At 64.3% G+C, this 17,925-nt stretch carries 13 protein-coding genes; 10 read left to right on the forward strand and 3 right to left on the reverse strand.

The annotated features are described in order from the left end of the window. Positions 1–41 precede the first annotated feature (41 nt). Together ACIGJG_RS24725 and ACIGJG_RS24730 are read left to right on the forward strand one after the other, a co-directional pair. Positions 42–1,028 (forward strand): LysR family transcriptional regulator, encoded by a 987-nt coding sequence (locus ACIGJG_RS24725; RefSeq protein WP_011300950.1) that lies wholly within the window; start codon positions 42–44, stop codon positions 1,026–1,028. A gap of 164 nt (positions 1,029–1,192) precedes the next feature. Next, positions 1,193–1,714 (forward strand): flavin reductase family protein, encoded by a 522-nt coding sequence (locus ACIGJG_RS24730; RefSeq protein WP_049796505.1) that lies wholly within the window; start codon positions 1,193–1,195, stop codon positions 1,712–1,714. A 99-nt stretch (positions 1,715–1,813) separates the two neighbouring features. Here the strand turns inward: ACIGJG_RS24730 and ACIGJG_RS24735 are convergent, their stop codons facing one another. The 3 genes from ACIGJG_RS24735 to ACIGJG_RS24745 all read right to left on the reverse strand — a co-directional run bounded on the left by ACIGJG_RS24735 (position 1,814) and on the right by ACIGJG_RS24745 (position 7,762). Then, positions 1,814–5,263 carry an AAA family ATPase gene (locus tag ACIGJG_RS24735; RefSeq protein ID WP_483673134.1) on the reverse strand — a complete coding sequence of 1,150 codons (3,450 nt, stop codon included), beginning with the start codon at positions 5,261–5,263 and terminating at the stop codon, positions 1,814–1,816. Positions 5,264–5,486: 223 nt separating this feature from the next. Continuing rightward, positions 5,487–6,593: an S-(hydroxymethyl)glutathione dehydrogenase/class III alcohol dehydrogenase gene (locus tag ACIGJG_RS24740; RefSeq protein WP_140950963.1), complete on the reverse strand. Its 1,107-nt coding sequence runs from the start codon at positions 6,591–6,593 to the stop codon at positions 5,487–5,489. 83 nt (positions 6,594–6,676) lie between these two features. Then, positions 6,677–7,762 carry a GlxA family transcriptional regulator gene (locus ACIGJG_RS24745; protein WP_041680264.1) on the reverse strand — a complete coding sequence of 362 codons (1,086 nt, stop codon included), beginning with the start codon at positions 7,760–7,762 and terminating at the stop codon, positions 6,677–6,679. A 342-nt stretch (positions 7,763–8,104) separates the two neighbouring features. Between ACIGJG_RS24745 and ACIGJG_RS24750 the strand changes: the two genes are divergently transcribed. The 8 genes from ACIGJG_RS24750 to fdhA all read left to right on the forward strand — a co-directional run bounded on the left by ACIGJG_RS24750 (position 8,105) and on the right by fdhA (position 17,901). After that, entirely contained in the window at positions 8,105–9,493 is a 1,389-nt protein-coding gene (locus ACIGJG_RS24750) for an L-serine ammonia-lyase (protein ID WP_011300945.1), read from the forward strand. 14 nt (positions 9,494–9,507) lie between these two features. Beyond that, positions 9,508–10,752: a sarcosine oxidase subunit beta family protein gene (locus ACIGJG_RS24755; RefSeq protein WP_011300944.1), complete on the forward strand. Its 1,245-nt coding sequence runs from the start codon at positions 9,508–9,510 to the stop codon at positions 10,750–10,752. A gap of 19 nt (positions 10,753–10,771) precedes the next feature. After that, on the forward strand, positions 10,772–11,068 hold the full coding sequence (locus tag ACIGJG_RS24760) for a sarcosine oxidase subunit delta (protein WP_011300943.1): 297 nt from the start codon (positions 10,772–10,774) through the stop codon (positions 11,066–11,068). Continuing rightward, complete coding sequence (locus tag ACIGJG_RS24765; RefSeq protein WP_483673136.1) at positions 11,065–14,076, forward strand: sarcosine oxidase subunit alpha family protein; 3,012 nt, start codon at positions 11,065–11,067, stop codon at positions 14,074–14,076. Before ACIGJG_RS24760 ends, ACIGJG_RS24765 begins: the two co-directional genes overlap by 4 nt. Next, positions 14,066–14,719 (forward strand): sarcosine oxidase subunit gamma, encoded by a 654-nt coding sequence (locus ACIGJG_RS24770; protein WP_011300941.1) that lies wholly within the window; start codon positions 14,066–14,068, stop codon positions 14,717–14,719. The genes ACIGJG_RS24765 and ACIGJG_RS24770 overlap by 11 nt, the downstream gene beginning before the upstream one ends. Next, the gene (locus ACIGJG_RS24775; protein ID WP_011300940.1) at positions 14,716–15,162 is read left to right on the forward strand and encodes a dihydroneopterin aldolase; all 447 of its coding nucleotides are present in this window, start codon (positions 14,716–14,718) and stop codon (positions 15,160–15,162) included. Before ACIGJG_RS24770 ends, ACIGJG_RS24775 begins: the two co-directional genes overlap by 4 nt. A gap of 155 nt (positions 15,163–15,317) precedes the next feature. Further along, a complete protein-coding gene (locus tag ACIGJG_RS24780; RefSeq protein ID WP_011300939.1) occupies positions 15,318–16,469 on the forward strand; it encodes a porin in 1,152 nt (383 codons plus the stop codon). Between the two features lie 235 nt (positions 16,470–16,704). Next, positions 16,705–17,901, forward strand: coding sequence for a formaldehyde dehydrogenase, glutathione-independent (fdhA, locus tag ACIGJG_RS24785; protein ID WP_011300938.1), 1,197 nt, complete (start codon positions 16,705–16,707; stop codon positions 17,899–17,901). Positions 17,902–17,925: the final 24 nt, after the last annotated feature.

Raw genomic sequence — 17,925 nt, forward strand, 5'->3', positions numbered from 1 at the left:
TGAATAATTGAGAAACAAATCCGACCGATAGGTTTTCTTCTATGCATAAGACCACCACCTTCCGGCAGCTCAATGCGATCGACGCGGTCGCGCGCCTGGGCGGCGTATCGCGGGCAGCCGAGGAGTTACACCTGACCCAGCCGACGGTTTCGCTGCAATTGCGGCTGCTTGAAGAGGCCACAGGCACGCCGCTGGTGCAGCGTTCCGGGCGCGGCTTGCTGATGACGCCCGCGGGCGAAGTGATGGCAGGCTACGCGAGCCAGATCCTCAAGCTATGGCGCGACGCGGTGGAAGAGGTAGCTGCCTTGCGCGGTGGGATCGCGGGGACCCTTCGCGTCGGCGCGATCACCACCGCCGAGTATTTGCTCCCGCAGATGCTGGTCGCGTTCACCCAATGCCATCCGGATGTGAAGATCGTGCTTCGGGTCGGCAACCGCGAAGAGATCGTGCGCATGCTGGGGATGCACGAAATCGATCTCGCCATCATCGGGCGGCCGCCGTCCGAGCTCAGGACGAATGCGGTGACCTTTGCCAAGCATCCGATGGCCTTCATTGCCGCACCCGATCATCCATTGATGGCCCGGCGGCACATCACGATGCAAGACCTGCTTGCGGAAAACCTGCTGGTCCGCGAGCGGGGCTCTGGTACGCGCGATACCGTCGAACGCCTGTTCCGCGAGGCGGGGCTGCGCTTGCCACACGGGTCCGAACTGTCCAGCAATGCGGCGATCAAGCGCATGGTCTCGGCCGGGCTGGGCATCGCGTTCCTGTCGTTGCATGCCTGCACGCTGGAGTTCGAAGCGGGCTTGATCGATGTGCTGCCGCTCGCAGGCAACCCGGTGGAGCGCGACTGGTACGTGGCGCACCTGCCGGCGGTCCGGTTGCCGCCGGTCGCGTCGGCATTCCGCGCGTTCCTGGTCGAAAACGGGCCAGAAGAGATCCACCGGCAACTGGAATCGTTCGACGGTATTCTCAAGCGGCTGCACCAGTCCGAACGCCGGCGGTCAAAGCGTGCGCGTGCGGGCTGAATCATTCCCACGGGTCGGGACGCCTGCAGACGATCTTCCCTGGCGCGATTGTCCTAATGGAACGACGGACTGGTTCTATCTCTCGCCTGCAGGATCTGATGTACTAGGGACACACAACAGGCTGCATGGCGCACCGGTCGACGCGCCCGCTGAAAGGAAAAGCGATGGAACATATTGATGGTCTGACTCTTCGCAAGGCGCTGGGTGCTTTCCCCACCGGGGTGACCGTGATGACCACTTTGGACACCACTGGAAGGGCATGTGGCATCACCGTCAACTCGTTCAGTTCTGTCTCGCTGACTCCGCCCCTGATCTTATGGAGCCAATCTCTTTCATCAAGGAGCTACCCCGTGTTTCGGGATGCCGAGCGGTTCGTCGTAAATATCCTCTCTGAGCACCAAATACAGGTATCCAGGCAATTTTCGACAGCCAGCGACGATAAGTTCCGCAATATCGTCAGCCGCCCGGGTTTGGGGGGTGTTCCAATTATCAGTTCATGCGCTGCCAACCTGGAATGCGTGAAGATTTCCGCTCATCCGGAAGGTGACCATGTCGTTTATATCGGACGGGTTGTCCGCCTGGAACGGTCCGCGAACAGGCCGCTCGTCTTCGGCAATGGACGCTACCTTGTCGCACGCGCCCATCAGCAGGATGAGCTCGATGCGGTGCTCCCATTGGAGGCCTAGGGCTGGTGGTGTCTGCAGCATGTCACAGGCAGTTCGGGATCGCTGGCAGTGGGCCGATGACAGTGTCCGGACTCGCAAGCCACCCCGCAGCTGCTTGCTTTACTGTTGCCCGAGTTGGATGAGCAATGCGCGGGCCTCGCGCAAGTCCGCTGTGTCGAAGCCTTCACTGAACCAGCCGTAGGTCTCGGACAGCAATGTTCGGGCCTCAGCATGCCGGCCCTTCTGCTGCCACAGGCGGCTCAGCGCCACAACCGCGCGCAGCTTCGGCGATCGGGCATCCTGCCTTGTGGCAATCGCGATCGCCCGCTGGAAGCTGGCTTCGGCATTGTTGGCGGCCTCGTTCGCAACGCCCGGTTCGCCCGCTTCCCGCAGCGCAAGTTCTCCCTTGAGCCGATGCAACTCCGCTTCGTGAACCCGCTCTTCGGTTCGTTCCACGGCAGCGAGCGCTTCGGCCACCGCTGCAAGCCCTGCTTCGACTTGTCCGGCTTTGGCGCAGGTGTCGGCCAGTAGCGCGAGGAAATGGGTTCGCAGAAGCTCGGCGCCCGTTTCGCGGTATGCGCACAGGCCCTTTTGAATGAGGCTGATCCCCTCTGCGCTGTGGCCGCCTGCAGCCACGGCGCAGCCCGACAGGATAGTGCCGCAAGCCAGGCCGTACGGCAAACCATAATCGTTCGAGAGAGCAACGAGTGCCTGCGCGAGGTCGTGCGCCAGCTTCACTTCGCCACGGAACAGGCGGACCTGTGCTGCGGCGATCAGCGCATCGGACGTGTCAGAGGGATGGGACGGATTCTGCGCAAGGGTGAGTGCCTCCTGGCCGCGTGCGCAGGCCTGGTCCGGGTAGCCCAGCATCCACAGGTCCATGGCAATCAGGGCGAGCCCTTGCACACCCGGTTCCAGTCCATAGACGTAGGCATGCGAACGGTGCTGCCGTGGGTCATAGAGCGCCATGGCTTGCTCCAGCTGCTCCTGCGCCGGGAGCAGTTCGCCAAGATAGAACAGGTTGGCGCCCAACGCCCGACGCGCCTGAAGCAACCACGCAGGATCCTGCGCCTGTTCAGCCAGGTCAAGCAATTGCCCAGCCAGTTCGCGCGCGGTCCGGAGTTCCGCACGGACCGTGTAGAACGTGCGGAGGCCCATCAGCGCAGTAAACCGCTGGGTCGTGTCTTCCAGCTGCTGACATAGGGCCAGCGCGCGCGCGTAGGTTGCGCCCACCTCCGGCGCAGCGAAGCCACCTTTAGCCATCCAGGCTGGTCCGAGGGTGATCTGAAGCGTGAGTTCCTGTTGTGCGCGCTCGGGGCAATCCGGTAGCGTGGCGAGCAGTCCGAGCGCCATGGTGAGATGGGTGACAGCCTCGGCGTCGGCCGAGCGTTGCACGGCCTGGCGGCCGGCACGGTGCAGGTACACCACTGCCTTTGCCGTGTTGCCGCTGCGGCTGAAGTGATACGCCAGCTCGCTGCAGTGCTCCTCAAGCTGGGCGCTGAAGAGCGTCTCGATTGCCTGCGCCGTGCGCTCATGCAATGCACGACGCCGCTCGCTCAGCAAGGAGCCGTAAGTTACCTCCTGGGTCAGCGCATGCTTGAAGCTGTACTCCACCTCCGGGAAGGCAGGCTGCTCGTAGATAAATTCGCCTGCTTGCAGGCGGGCCAGCAGGCTCTTCGTCTTGTCCTCGGGCAGGTCCACGACGCTACCCAGCAGGCTCCAGGTAAATATCTTGCCGATCACGGCCAAGGTCTGCAGCAGGGCTTTCTCGGCAGGTTGCAGGCGGTCGATACGGGCGGCGAGCACTCCCTGCACAGTGGCAGGAATGTGCAGCTTGCCCGGAATCTGCACAAGTCGGTAATGCCCGCGCTCGCCGCGCAGCACCTGCCCCTCGACGAGGTCCTGCACCACCTCCTCGATAAAGAAGGGGTTGCCTTCGGTCTGCTCCAGGATCAGCTGCTCGAGCCGGGCCAGTCCGGTGGCATCGCCCAGCAGCGCGTGCACCAGGTCCCGGGCTTCGGCTTCGCCAAGCGGATCCAGGCGTAGCTGGGTGTAATAGCTCTTGCGGCTCCAGTCGTGCCGGTATTCAGGACGGAAATTGACCACCAGCAGAATGCGAGCACTGGGCACGCTCTCGCCGAGAAAGCCGAGGAACGACTCGGTTTCGCTGTCGAGCCACTGCAAGTCCTCGATGACCAGCTCCAGTGGCTGGGTCAGGCTTTCGCGCACGAGCAGCCGCTTGATTGCCTCGAAAGTCCGCTGCTGACGGATCTGGTTGTCCATCTGTGCCAGCGCAGAGCCTGGCTCGACGACTCCCAACAGGTGGCAAAGATAGGGCAGGCTGTCTTCCAGCGCGCGGTCAAGCGTCAGGAGCTTGCCAGTGAGCTTTTCGCGCCGCCGGCGCTCATCGTCTTGCGCGGTGATCTGGCAGTAGTTCCGTAGCAGTTCGATGAGCGGCAGATAGGGGTAGGCCTTGCCGTGCGAAACCGAGAACGTTTCGAGCACCAGGCAATCACGCGGCGCGAGCAGCTTGAATTCGTGGCAAAGCCTTGACTTGCCCACCCCCGGCTCGCCGACCACGCCGACAATCTGCCCATGTCCGGCCCGTGCCCGTGCCCTCGCTTCGCGCAATTGTTCGAGTTCCCGGGTGCGGCCGACAAAGCGCGCCAGTCCGCGGCTTGCCGATACCTGCAGCCGGGTGCGAAGCGGGCCGAGCCCGACAACTTCGAAGACCTCCAGCGGCTCGGGCAGTCCCTTCACGCTTGTCGCGCCGAGGGCCTTGAACGCGAAGTAGCCTTCAGTGAGATTGCGGGTGTGTTCGCTTGCGACAATCGAGCCGGGAACGGCGATGTTCTCCATGCGCGAGGCAATATGGATCGAGTTGCCCACCGGGTCGTAATCGGTGTGCAAATCCTTGATGCGAATCGTGCGCACCACGACTTCGCCGGAGTTGATACCGACACGGATCTGAAGCGCGATGCCCTGAGCGAGGCGCACGCCGTCGGCGTAATGGCGCATGGCCTCCTGCATGCGAAGCGCCGCCAGCAGGGCCCGCTGCGGATGGTCCTCGTTGGCGATCGGTGCGCCGAACAGTGCCAGGATGCCATCGCCCATTGACTTGGCGACATAGCCTTCGTAGTGGTGAACGGCCTCCATCATCAGCGCGAGCACCGGGTCGATCAGGCTGCGGGCGTCCTCGGGATCGAGATCATGGATCAGCGCGGTGGAGCCGGCCATGTCCGCGAACAGCGCAGTGACCATCTTGCGCTCGCCGTCCGTCTGGCGGCGGGCTTCCATCTCCGCCTGCGCCGCCAGGATACGCTCGGCCAGATAGGGCGGGGTGTAATCGATGGGAGTGCTGGGCGCCGTTGACGTGGCGCGCACGGCCCCGCTCGATGTAGCGGGGGCGCTGGAGGGGGCGTTCAGCGGCGAGCCGCATTCGCTGCAAAACTTGGCGCTGGCCGCGGACTCCTGCCCGCAGGCCGGACAGGCACGCACCTGCCTGACGCCACATTCCTCGCAGAACTTGGCGCCTGCCGGATTCTCGAACCCGCACCTTGGGCAGCGCATGGACCTTGTCCCCTTGATGGGGCCAGCGACAGTCAACCGTTCAATCTTATCAAGGTGTGCACGGCCCGTCGAACGAGAAGCGGCGCTTACTGGAGGCACTCAATTTCGCGGACAAAAGGCGGGCGGGAGTGCCTAATTCAATACATCGATGGGTCGCGGCGGAGTCGGCAGGAATCGGTCATCCGCTCCCTGCCTACAAGGGTGTTCTCGGGAAAGGCGCTCCTCAGTACAGCACCACCGAGCGGATCGACTCGCCGCGCTTCATCAGGTCGAAGCCTTCGTTGATGCGGTCGAGCGGCAGCGTGTGCGTGATCAGGTCGTCGATGTTGAGCTTGCCGTCCATGTACCAGTCCACGATCTTGGGCACGTCAGTGCGTCCGCGCGCGCCGCCGAAAGCCGAGCCCTTCCATTCGCGACCCGTGACGAGCTGGAACGGACGCGTGGAGATCTCCGCGCCGGCCTCCGCCACGCCGATGATGATCGACTTGCCCCAGCCCTTGTGGCAGCACTCGAGCGCCTGGCGCATGACCTGCGTATTGCCGATGCATTCGAACGAGTAGTCCGCGCCGCCGTCGGTGAGCTGGATGATGTGGTCGACGACGTTGCCCACGTCCTTCGGGTTGATGAAATGCGTCATGCCGAACTTGCGCGCCATCGCTTCGCGCTCGGGGTTCAGGTCCACGCCGATGATCTTGTCCGCGCCGACCATCTTCGCGCCCTGGATCACGTTCAGGCCGATGCCGCCGAGGCCGAACACCACCACGTTGGCGCCGGCTTCCACCTTCGCGGTGAAGATGACGGCGCCCACGCCGGTGGTCACGCCGCAGCCGATGTAGCAGACCTTGTCGAACGGCGCGTCGGGGCGAATCTTCGCGAGCGCGATTTCCGGGACCACGATGTGGTTGGCGAACGTCGACGTGCCCATGTAGTGGAAGATCGGCTTGCCATCGATCGAAAAGCGCGAGGTGCCGTCCGGCATCAGGCCCTTGCCCTGCGTGGCGCGGATGGCCTGGCACAGGTTGGTCTTGCGCGACAGGCAGAACTTGCATTGGCGGCATTCCGGCGTGTAGAGCGGAATCACGTGGTCGCCGGGCTTCAGCGAGGTCACGCCGGCACCGACATCGGTGACGATGCCCGCGCCCTCGTGCCCGAGGATCGCCGGGAAGATGCCTTCCGGATCGGCGCCGGACAGCGTGTAGTAATCGGTATGGCAGATGCCGGTGGCCTTGATTTCTACCAGCACTTCACCGGCGCGGGGGCCTTCCAGGTCCACGTCTTCGATCGTTAGCGGCTTTCCCGCCCCCCAGGCAACTGCTGCGCGTGTTTTCATGGCTCTCTTCTGTGGAAATACGCTGTTGGCGTCAAATGATTGGTGGCCCGACGAGGTGATGGTCCGTGGGCGTAGGTACAGGTTCAACACTCGCTCTCAATTTCAGTGAGCGCCGAGACCTCGCCAGCATCGCCGTCGGGCAGCAACGGCTCGGCGGAATCCGGGCCTTTGTCGCGGTAGGCTGCGGGCGGCACTCCGAATTGCTTGCGAAATTCACGGCCAAGGTGCGATGCATCGGCAAAGCCGCAGCCCAAGGCGATGTCGGCGACCGTGCGGTCCGAGCTGGTCAACAACCACGCAGCGGTCCTCAGGCGCACATGCTTGGCGAATGCCTGTGGGCTCTTGCCCGTCTCTGCCTTGAACAGGCGTTCGAGTTGTCGTGGCGACAGGTCGAGCTTGCAGGCAAGCGCATCGAGCGGGAGCGCCCGGCCGACGTGCTGTTCCATCAGCAGGATTGCGCGCTTGACCTTGGGGTGCGTCGCGGGCTCCAGCCCGGGTGGATGCGGCTGTGGGGCATTACCCTTCTGCATCTCGCCGACCAGCAGGATTCGGAGCGCCTTTTGGACGGTGGCGTGATCGAAGTGGCGCAGCAGAATGGCGGCTGCGACATCGATCGACGCGCGCCCGCCCGAGCAGGTGATGCGCCGGCGGTCGATCACGAACAGCCGGTCGGCAATCAGCAGGTTGGGATCGACTGACGGGAATCGCTCCATGAAATCCCAGTAATGGAACCAGCTTACGCAGGCCCGGTGCCCCTGGAGCACACCAGCGCGCATCAACGCGAATACGCCCGTGCAGATGCCGACGATTGTCGCGCCGCCGCCCGCCGCGCGGCGGATGAAGTCCAGCGTCTCGGGCCCCGCCTGCGGCCCCGAGTGCAGCAGTCCGCCGACGACGACCACGTAGTCGAACGGCTCTGACTCGTCGAATGTTTCCCACGGTGCAACCTGGATCCCGCAACTCGCGCGTACCGGGGCGAGTGTGTTCCCGATCACACTCCAGACGCACCGAACCGGCTTGCTGTAGTCGCCATCGTCGGCCGACAGCCGGAGCATGTCGACGAAACCCGAGAACGCCGTCAGCGTGAAGTTCGGCAGCAGCACGATGCCGAAACGCACGCGCCGTGGCGCCAGCTCGGCGACGGGAGAAATGGGAACGTCGGGTGTCATGGCGGCATCCATCTTGGCTGGTTCGGGCAAGCGGGCGGATCTGGGTTGTGGGGCGGGGGTGCTCTGGGCACCAAACGCCGGTGATGCGTACGGCATTCCTGCAGCGCTCGCCGCCTGTCCGCTCGACGCGGCTCAGGCACAGTCAGCGTCGCCGATCCGCCTGCCGCGAACTTGCGCTTTTCCGACGCAAATCATCGCCAAAACGAACTTCCCGCCTGACCGGCCCCCCGCTTGGCGGCGTCGTCCCACGTCGATGCCGCTTTTGTTCTATCGGCAAATTCCACGCTTTGATGTACTGGCGTCCAACGACACCTACCAGCCAAGAGCAAAGAGGCAAGCCAGATGAATGTCAGCGTTTTCGACCTGTTCAAAATCGGCATCGGTCCATCGAGTTCGCATACGGTCGGCCCGATGATTGCCGCATGCCGATTCGTCTCGCACCTTGAGGATGCGAACCTGCTCGGCTTCGTGCGCCGCGTGCGGGCCGAATTGTACGGTTCGCTCGGTGCGACCGGAAAGGGCCATGGCACGGACAAGGCGGTGCTGCTCGGCCTTGAGGGAAGCTTGCCCGACCGCATCGATCCGGACGTCATTGAGCCGCGGCTCGCGCAGATCCGCAAGGACAAGCGCCTGTTGCTGCTTGGCAAGCATGAGATTGCGTTCGACGAAAAGGAGCACATCGGCTTCTTTCGCCGTCTGATGAGTGGCACGGGCAATGTCGTGCATCCGAACGGCATGCGCTTCCAGGCGTTCGACGAGCAGGGCCAGTTGCTCGTCGAGAAAGAGTACTACTCGATCGGTGGCGGCTTCGTGGTCAATCGCGACGGCGATCGCGTCAACGGCGTGCGCGCGGCTGCCGAGGTGCCATATCCGTTCCGCACCGGTGCGGACCTGATGCAGGCGTGCAGCGACAGCGGGCTGTCGATCGCGGCGCTGATCTTTCGCAATGAATGCGCGCTGCGGCCGGCCGAAGACGTACGCGCGGGGCTGCTGGCGATCTGGCAAACGATGGCCGCCTGCGTCGAGCGTGGCTGCAAGGTCGAGGGCGAGCTGCCCGGCCCGATGCGCGTGAAGCGCCGCGCGGCCGAACTCAATCACCGCTTGCGCACACGTTCCGAGGAGTCGCTGCGTGATCCGCTGTCGATGCTCGACTGGGTCAACCTGTATGCGATGGCCGTCAACGAGGAGAACGCAGCGGGCGGCCGCGTCGTCACCGCACCGACAAACGGCGCGGCAGGCGTGATCCCCGCGGTGCTCCACTACTACGTGAAGTTCGTGCCCGGTTCGAATGACGAGGGCATCGTCGAGTTCCTGCTGACGGCAGCCGCCATCGGGATGATCTACAAGGAGACGGCCTCCATCTCGGGTGCCGAGGTTGGTTGCCAGGGGGAGGTGGGCGTGGCGTGCTCGATGGCCGCGGCCGCGCTGGCCGCCGTGATGGGCGGTACGCCTGATCAGGTCGAGAATGCCGCGGAAATCGGCATGGAGCACAACCTCGGCATGACCTGCGATCCGGTCGGCGGGCTGGTGCAGATTCCGTGTATCGAGCGCAATGCGATGGGCGCAATCAAGGCGCTCAATGCATCTCGCATGGCGCTGAAGGGCGATGGCCAGCACTACGTGTCGCTCGATTCTGTGATCAAGACCATGCGCGAAACCGGCGCCGACATGAAGACGAAGTACAAGGAGACGTCGCGCGGCGGCCTGGCCGTGAACGTCATTGAATGCTAACGAGGGTCCATGAAATGAGCCGCTATTCGATATTCAGTCTGTTCCGCAACGGCCTGTCCTATCACGAAAACTGGGAAAAGCAATGGAAGAGCCCGGAGCCCAAGCGCGAGTATGACGTGGTGATCGTCGGCGGAGGTGGACACGGCCTCGCGACCGCATATTACCTCGCCAAGGAGCACGGCATCAGGAACGTCGCCGTGCTCGAGAAGGGCTGGATCGGCGGCGGCAACACGGCGCGCAACACGACGATCGTCCGCTCGAACTACCTGTGGGACGAGTCCGCGGCGCTCTACGAAAAGGCGATGAAGCTGTGGGAGGGCTTGTCGCAGGACCTGAACTACAACGTGATGTTCAGCCAGCGCGGCGTGATGAACCTGGCGCACACGCTGCAGGATGTGCGCGATACCGAGCGCAGGGTGAACGCGAACCGCCTGAACGGCGTCGACGCAGAGTTCCTGACACCGCAGCAGATCAAGGAGATCGAGCCGACCATCAACCTGAACAGCCGCTATCCCGTGCTTGGCGCGTCGATCCAGCGCCGTGCCGGCGTGGCGCGCCACGACGCGGTCGCGTGGGGATTCGCACGAGGCGCCGATCGCGCGGGCGTCGATATTATCCAGAATTGCCAGGTGACCGGTATCCGCCGCGACCGCGGCGCGGTCGTCGGCGTCGAGACGGTGAAGGGCTTCATCAAGGCGAAGAAGGTCGCGGTGGTCGCGGCCGGCAACACGACAACGCTCGCCGACATGGCCGGGGTGCGCCTGCCGATCGAGAGCCATCCCTTGCAGGCCCTGGTGTCTGAGCCGATCAAGCCGGTTGTCAACTCGGTGATCATGTCGAACGCGGTGCACGCGTACATCAGCCAGTCCGACAAGGGTGACCTGGTGATCGGCGCGGGCATCGACCAGTACACCGGCTTCGGCCAGCGTGGCAGCTTCCACATCATCGAAGGGACGCTGCAAGCCATCGTCGAAATGTTCCCGGTGTTCTCGCGGGTGCGGATGAACCGCCAGTGGGGCGGCATCGTCGACGTGTCGCCGGATGCTTGCCCGATCATCAGCAAGACCGACGTGAAGGGGCTCTACTTCAACTGCGGCTGGGGCACGGGCGGCTTCAAGGCGACGCCGGGCTCGGGCTGGGTATTCGCGCACACGATCGCGCGCGACGAGCCGCATGCGCTGAACGCACCGTTCGCGCTGGGTCGCTTCTATACCGGCCACCTGATCGACGAGCACGGCGCTGCCGCCGTCGCGCACTGAACGCCCCGAGGAGAAAGAAATGCTGCTGATCGAATGTCCGTGGTGCGGACCGCGCGCCGAATCCGAGTTCTCATGTGGCGGCGAGGCCGACATCGCGCGCCCGCTCGACACTGAAAAGTTGTCCGATCGCGAATGGGGAGACTACCTGTTCATGCGCACCAATACCCGCGGCACGCATCGCGAGCAATGGATCCACGCCCAGGGCTGCCGACGGTGGTTCAAGGTCGAGCGCGATACGGTCTCTTATGACATCAAGGGCTACGAAACCTTCGTCCAGCCCGGCGCCAATGCACCGCAAGGAGGGGGCAAGAAATGAGCCAGAAAGACCGTCTCGGCACGGGCGGCCGCATCCATCGCGGCGAGCCGCTGACCTTCACGTTTAACGGACGTACCTACCAGGGGTATCAGGGCGACACGCTGGCATCGGCGCTGCTCGCGAACGGCGTGCGCTTCGTTGCACGCAGCTTCAAGTACCACCGTCCCCGCGGCATCGTGACCGCCGATGTCGCGGAGCCGAATGCCGTGGTGCAACTGGAGCGCGGCGCTCACACGGTGCCGAATGCCCGTGCGACGGAGATCGAACTGTACCAGGGGCTCGTCGCGACGAGCGTCAACGCGGAGCCGGATCTGGAGCGCGACCGCATGGCGGTCAATCAGAAGTTTGCGCGCTTCATGCCCGCCGGCTTTTACTACAAGACATTCATGTGGCCGCGCAAGATGTGGCCCACGTATGAAGAGAAGATCCGCGAAGCGGCCGGCCTCGGCAAGGCGCCGACAGAACTGGACGCCGATCGCTACGACAAGTGCTACGCGCATTGCGACGTGCTGGTGGTTGGCGGCGGGCCGGCAGGCCTCACAGCCGCGCATGCGGCGGCCGTGGGTGGCGCGCGCGTGATCCTCGTCGACGACCAGCGTGAACTCGGCGGCAGCCTGCTGTCCGGCCGGAGCGAGATCAACGGCAAGCCCGCGCTGCAGTGGGTCGGCGACATTGAGGCCAAGCTGCGCAAGCTGCCGGACGTGACGATCCTGTCGCGCAGCAACGCGTTCGGCTACCAGGACCACAATCTTGTTACTGTCACGCAGCGCCTCACTGACCACCTGCCCGTATCGAAGCGCCGTGGCACGCGCGAACTGCTTTGGAAGATCCGCGCTAAACGGGTGATCCTTGCGACCGGCGCGCACGAACGCCCCATCGTCTTCGGCAACAACGACCTCCCGGGCGTGATGATGGCGTCGGCGGTATCGACCTACATTCATCGCTACGGCGTGCTGCCGGGGCGGGATGCGGTTGTGTTCACCAACAACGACCGCGGCTATCAGGCAGCGCTCGACCTAAAGGCGAACGGTGCGAAAGTGACCGTCGTCGATCCGCGCGCCTCGACCAGTGGCGCGCTGCCCGCCCTCGCGAAGCGGCAGGGCGTGACTGTCATGAACGGCGCGGTCGTGATGGCCGCGTCCGGCAAGCGGCACGTCACGTCGGTCGATGTGACTTCCTATGCGAACGGACAGGCAGGCAGCAAGGTGTCGAAGATTCCTTGCGATCTCGTCGCCATGTCGGGCGGCCTGAGTCCGGTGCTTCACCTGTTCGCGCAGTCGGGCGGCAAGGCGCAGTGGAGTGATGAAAAGACGTGCTTCGTACCGGGCAAATCGCTGCAGGCCGAGGTGAGCGTGGGTGCAGCGGCGGGCGAGTTCAACCTTGCGATGGCGCTCCCGCTCGCGCTCGAAGCTGGGATCGACGCTGCCAAGGCCGCCGGCTTCCGTCCCGAAAAGGCCCCGGCCGTGCCGAAGGTCACGCCTGTCGCCGAGGGCGCGCTACTGCCGCTCTGGCTTGTCGGCAGCCGCGCGGCTGCCGCACGCGGGCCGAAGCAGTTCGTCGACTTCCAGAACGACGTCGCCGCGTCGGACATCCTGCTCGCCGCGCGCGAAGGCTTCGAGTCCGTCGAGCATGTGAAGCGCTACACCGCCATGGGCTTCGGTACCGACCAGGGCAAGCTCGGCAACATCAACGGGATGGCGATCCTGGCGCAGGCGCTTGGCAAGTCGATTCCCGAGACCGGTACGACGACGTTCCGCCCCAACTACACGCCGGTCACGTTCGGCACGTTCGCCGGGCGGGAGGTCGGCGACTTCCTTGACCCGATCCGCAAGACCTGCATTCACGAATGGCACGACGAGCATGGCGCGCTGTTCGAGGACGTCGGCAACTGGAAGCGACCCTGGTACTTCCCGAAGAAGGGGGAGAACCTGCACGCGGCGGTGAAGCGCGAGTGCCTCGCGGTGCGCAACAGCGTCGGCATCCTCGATGCTTCGACGCTCGGCAAGATCGACATCCAGGGCCCGGACGCGGTCACGCTGCTGAACTGGATGTACACGAATCCGTGGAACAAGCTTGAAGTCGGCAAGTGCCGCTATGGCCTGATGCTCGACGAGAACGGCATGGTGTTCGACGACGGTGTCACGGTGCGGCTCGGCGAGCAGCATTTCATGATGACAACGACCACGGGCGGCGCCGCGCGCGTGCTGACCTGGCTGGAGCGCTGGCTGCAGACCGAATGGCCGCACATGAAGGTTCGGCTGTCATCGGTGACCGACCACTGGGCGACGTTCGCGGTGGTTGGCCCGAACAGCCGCAAGGTGCTGCGCAAAGTCTGCGAGGACATCGACTTCGCGAACGATGCGTTCCCGTTCATGAGCTATCGGAACGGCATCGTCGCCGGCGCGAAGGCGCGGGTGATGCGGATCAGCTTCTCGGGCGAACTGGCGTACGAAGTGAACGTGCCCGCGAACGCCGGCCGTGCCGTGTGGGAAGCGCTGATGACCGCTGGCGCCGAGTTCGACATCACACCGTACGGCACGGAAACCATGCACGTGCTGCGCGCGGAGAAGGGCTACATCATCGTCGGCCAGGATACGGACGGTTCGGTCACGCCGTATGACCTCGGGATGGGCGGCGTCGTCGCGAAGTCGAAGGACTTCCTGGGCAAGCGTTCACTGACGCGCTCGGATACGGCGAAGGAAGGCCGCAAGCAGTTCGTCGGCCTGCTGACCGACGACGCGGAGTTCGTGCTGCCCGAGGGCGCGCAGATCCTTGCGCCGGGTACGCGCGTGTCGACGACCGAGCCAACGCCGATGATCGGCCATGTGACGTCGAGTTACTACAGTCCGATCCTGAAGCGCTCGATCGCGCTCGCCGTGGTGAAGGGCGGCCTGGGCAAGATGGGCCAGAGCGTTGCGATCCCGCTGGCCGACGGCAGGCGCGTGATGGCGAAGGTTTCCAGCCCTGTTTTCTACGATACCGAAGGAGTCCGCCAGAATGTGGAATGAAACGGGTAATGCTACGCCGGTCGCGGATATGCCGGCGACCGCCGCGCGCAAGCGCGCGGTGCGCCTCGAGTCGCCGTTTATCGGCACCGCCGATCTGCTGAACGCGCAGCAGACGCGTGCGCCGAAGCACTTCGTGATGCGCGAGCGGGCCTTTCTGGATCTTGTCAACGTGCGAGGCGATCTGTCCGATCCCGTGTTTGTCGACGCGTTCGAGGGCGTGGTGGGGTGCAGGCCGCCGGCCGCACCGAACACAGTCGCGCGGAGTGCCGCCTATGACGTACTGTGGCTCGGCCCCGACGAATGGCTGGTGCGGTCGAACGGGCCGGTGCCGGCGGGCGTACTCGAGCCGAAGCTCGCCCAGGCGGTCGCCGGTGCGTACGCTGCGGCGGTCGACGTCGGCAGCGGCTATACGGTCGTGGAGATCAGCGGCGAGCGCGTCCGTGATGTGCTGGCGCGCGGCTGCCCGCTCGACCTGCATCCGCGCGTGCTGAAACCGGGGCAATGCGTGCAGAGCCATTACTTCAAGGCCGCGATCGTGCTCGTGCCGACTGGGAATGACCGCTTCGAGATCGTGGTGCGCCGCAGCTTTGCCGATTACTTCAGCCGCATCATGCTTGACGCAGCGGAGCCGCTGACATCATGAAGCTCGTCGATCACGCGTTCAGCGGCCCGCTCGCCGCGTTGGAAGCGTCGTTGCTGCCGTCCAGGGGATGGAGCGTGTTCATTGACGCGTTGGCGGTGCCGGTGCGAATCGGCATCCATCCACACGAGCATGAGGCACCACAGCCCATTGTCATTGATGCGCGCCTCGGCTATCGCTGCGAGCCGCGCGAGGAGGGCGAGTGGATCGACTACGAAGGCTATTGCGCGCGCGTCGCCGCTTTCCTCGCGCACAGGCCGCATACGCGCCTGCTCGAGACGCTCGTGGCCGATATCGCGGAGTTGTCGTTCCGCGAATGGCCAGCGCTCGACACGCTGACGCTCGCCGTGCACAAGCCGAAGATCCGGCCTGGCACGAAGCGGGTCGGCGTGGCACTCGAGTGGACACGCGCCGATTACCTGCGGCGCAGCGCGAAGGCGGGCTGAGCATTGCGGTGGCCGTGTCGGCATGGTTCAAACGCGTGTCGGTATTGGACATAGGTTTCGCGGTTCCTGCCACTACTCTCGTAGACGCTGCCGCGTATGCCGCGCCGACCGGCGCGGCGGCGGTACGAGCCAAGTTCATACGAGGAGGAAATCCAATGAAAAAGGGAGCGATTGCCGGGCCGGTGCTGGCGCTGATGTGTTCTGCGTCGGCCTTTGCCCAAAGCGGCGTCACGCTGTACGGCATTGTTGATGAAGGCATCAACTACACGAACAACGTCGGTGGACATAGCCTGACCGAGTTGGCAAGCGGCTTTGCCCAGGGCAGCCGCTGGGGCCTGAAGGGGACCGAGGACCTGGGCGGCGGCCTCAAGGCATTGTTCCAGCTCGAGAACGGCTTCAATGCGAGCAACGGCAAGGCAGCGCAGGGTGGCCTGATGTTCGGCCGGCAAGCCTACGTCGGGCTTTCGGACAATCAATGGGGGAGCGTCACGCTCGGCCGCCAGTATGATTCGGTGATCGACTATCTCGCGCCGACGACCGTTGCCGGCAATTGGGGCGGGACCATGTTCGGCCACCCCTACGATAACGACAACCTGATCTACTCGTTCCGCGTCAACAACACAGTCAAGTACACCAGTCCGTCGTTTGGCGGCTTCCAGTTCGGCGGCACCTACAGCTTCAGCAACGACACCAGCTTTGCCAACAACCGCCAGTACGGCGCAGGCATGCAGTATGCGAGCGGGGGCTTGCTGCTGGCTGCGGCCTATCTGCAGGCGGACAACCCGTCGGCCACCTCGGGTGGCGCCATCAATAACGGCGGCGACCAGAACTTCCTGGCCAAGCGCTTGCGCATCTTCGGTGCCGGCATCAACTACACCTTCGGCGCGGCGACAGCAGGCTTCGCTTACTCCAACTCGAACCTGAACGAACCGCTTTCCACCTCGTACATCTCCGGCTCGATCCTGCCGGCGAACGGCACGTTGAACTCGCTCCGGTTCCAGAACCTCGAAGTGAATTTCAAGTATCAGTTCACGCCCGCCTTCTATGCGGGCGGAGCCTACACGCTTACGCTGGAGCACTTCAACGCCTCGTCCGGCGACGCGAAGCCGAAAGTTCATTCCTTTGGCCTGATGGCGGATTACAGCTTTTCGAAGCGCACGGACGTCTATATCCAGGGTGCTTACCAGCGTGTCGCCGGAGGCAAGACCGGCACCGCACTGGACATGGCTGACTTGCCCGGGGCGGCGAACGCATCATCGACGTCGAGCCAGTTCCAGGTTCGCGCCGCGATTCGCCACAAGTTCTGACCGGAACTTCTCCGACGACCTGGTCGAAGAAGATTGCGATCGGTGTTGCGGGGGATGTCCGCGGCGCGGCGATGTCGGTAGGGGACGGCGCGCTCGATGTCGCCGCCGTGCAAGCGCCTGTCGGGTTTTGGACATCCCGCGCCGGCATCCCCGAATACGCTCGAAGACGCTGCCGCGCATGCCACGCCGATCGCCGTGGCTGCGGCACGATTCAACAAGACATGGAGACAACGCGATGAGCAGCAACCGAGGCGTCGTATATCTTGGGCCGGGCCAGGTCGAGGTACAGAAGATCGACTATCCGAAAATGGTCGATCCCAGCGGCCGGGCCATTGGCCATGGCGTGATCCTCAAGGTCGTGACCACGAACATCTGCGGGTCGGACCAGCACATGGTGCGCGGCCGCACGACCGCACCGACCGGCCTTGTGCTCGGTCACGAGATCACCGGCGAGGTCATCGAAATCGGCCGCGACGTCGAGACGCTGAAGCTTGGCGATCTGGTGTCTGTGCCGTTCAATGTCGCGTGCGGCCGCTGCGCGATGTGCAAGGAGCAGCACACCGGCGTCTGTCTTACCGTCAACCCGTCGCGCGCGGGGGGAGCTTACGGGTACGTCGACATGGGCGGCTGGATCGGCGGGCAGTCCGAGTACGTGATGGTGCCGTATGCCGACTTCAACCTGCTGAGATTTCCCGACCGCGACCAGGCGATGGCGAAGATCCGCGATCTCACCTGCCTGTCGGACATCCTGCCGACGGGCTATCACGGTGCCGTCACCGCGGGCGTGAAGCCTGGCTCGACGGTCTATATCGCCGGCGCGGGCCCGGTAGGCATGGCTGCCGCCGCATCAGCCCGCCTGCTTGGCGCAGCCTGCACCATCGTCGGCGACATGAACCCGGCGCGTCTCGCGCACGCGAAGGCGATGGGCTTTGAAGTCGTGGACCTGTCGAAGGACGCAACGCTCGGCGAGCAGATCGCCGAGATTCTCGGTACGCCCGAGATCGACTGCGCGGTGGACTGCGTCGGCTTCGAGGCGCATGGCCACGGCTCGTCCGGCTACGTGGAGGAGGCGCCTGCCACGGTGCTCAATTCGCTGATGGAAATCACGCGGCCCGCCGGGGCGATCGGCATCCCGGGCCTCTACGTAACGGATGATCCGGGCGCCCAGGATGCAGCGGCGCAGCGCGGCAGCCTCAGCATCCGCTTCGGCCTCGGCTGGGCGAAGTCGCACTCGTTCCATACGGGCCAGACGCCGGTCCTCAAGTACAACCGCAACCTGATGCAGGCGATCCTTCACAATCGTTTGCCGATTGCCGAAATCGTCAATGTGACGGTCATCCCCCTTGATCAGGCGCCGGAAGGCTACAAGCAGTTCGATGGCGGCGCGCCACGCAAATTCGTCATTGATCCGCACGGGCTGTTGGCGGCCTGACCATTAGCGCAGAAACAAAACGGG

This window comes from Cupriavidus sp. C1SS-2L, assembly GCF_057073735.1.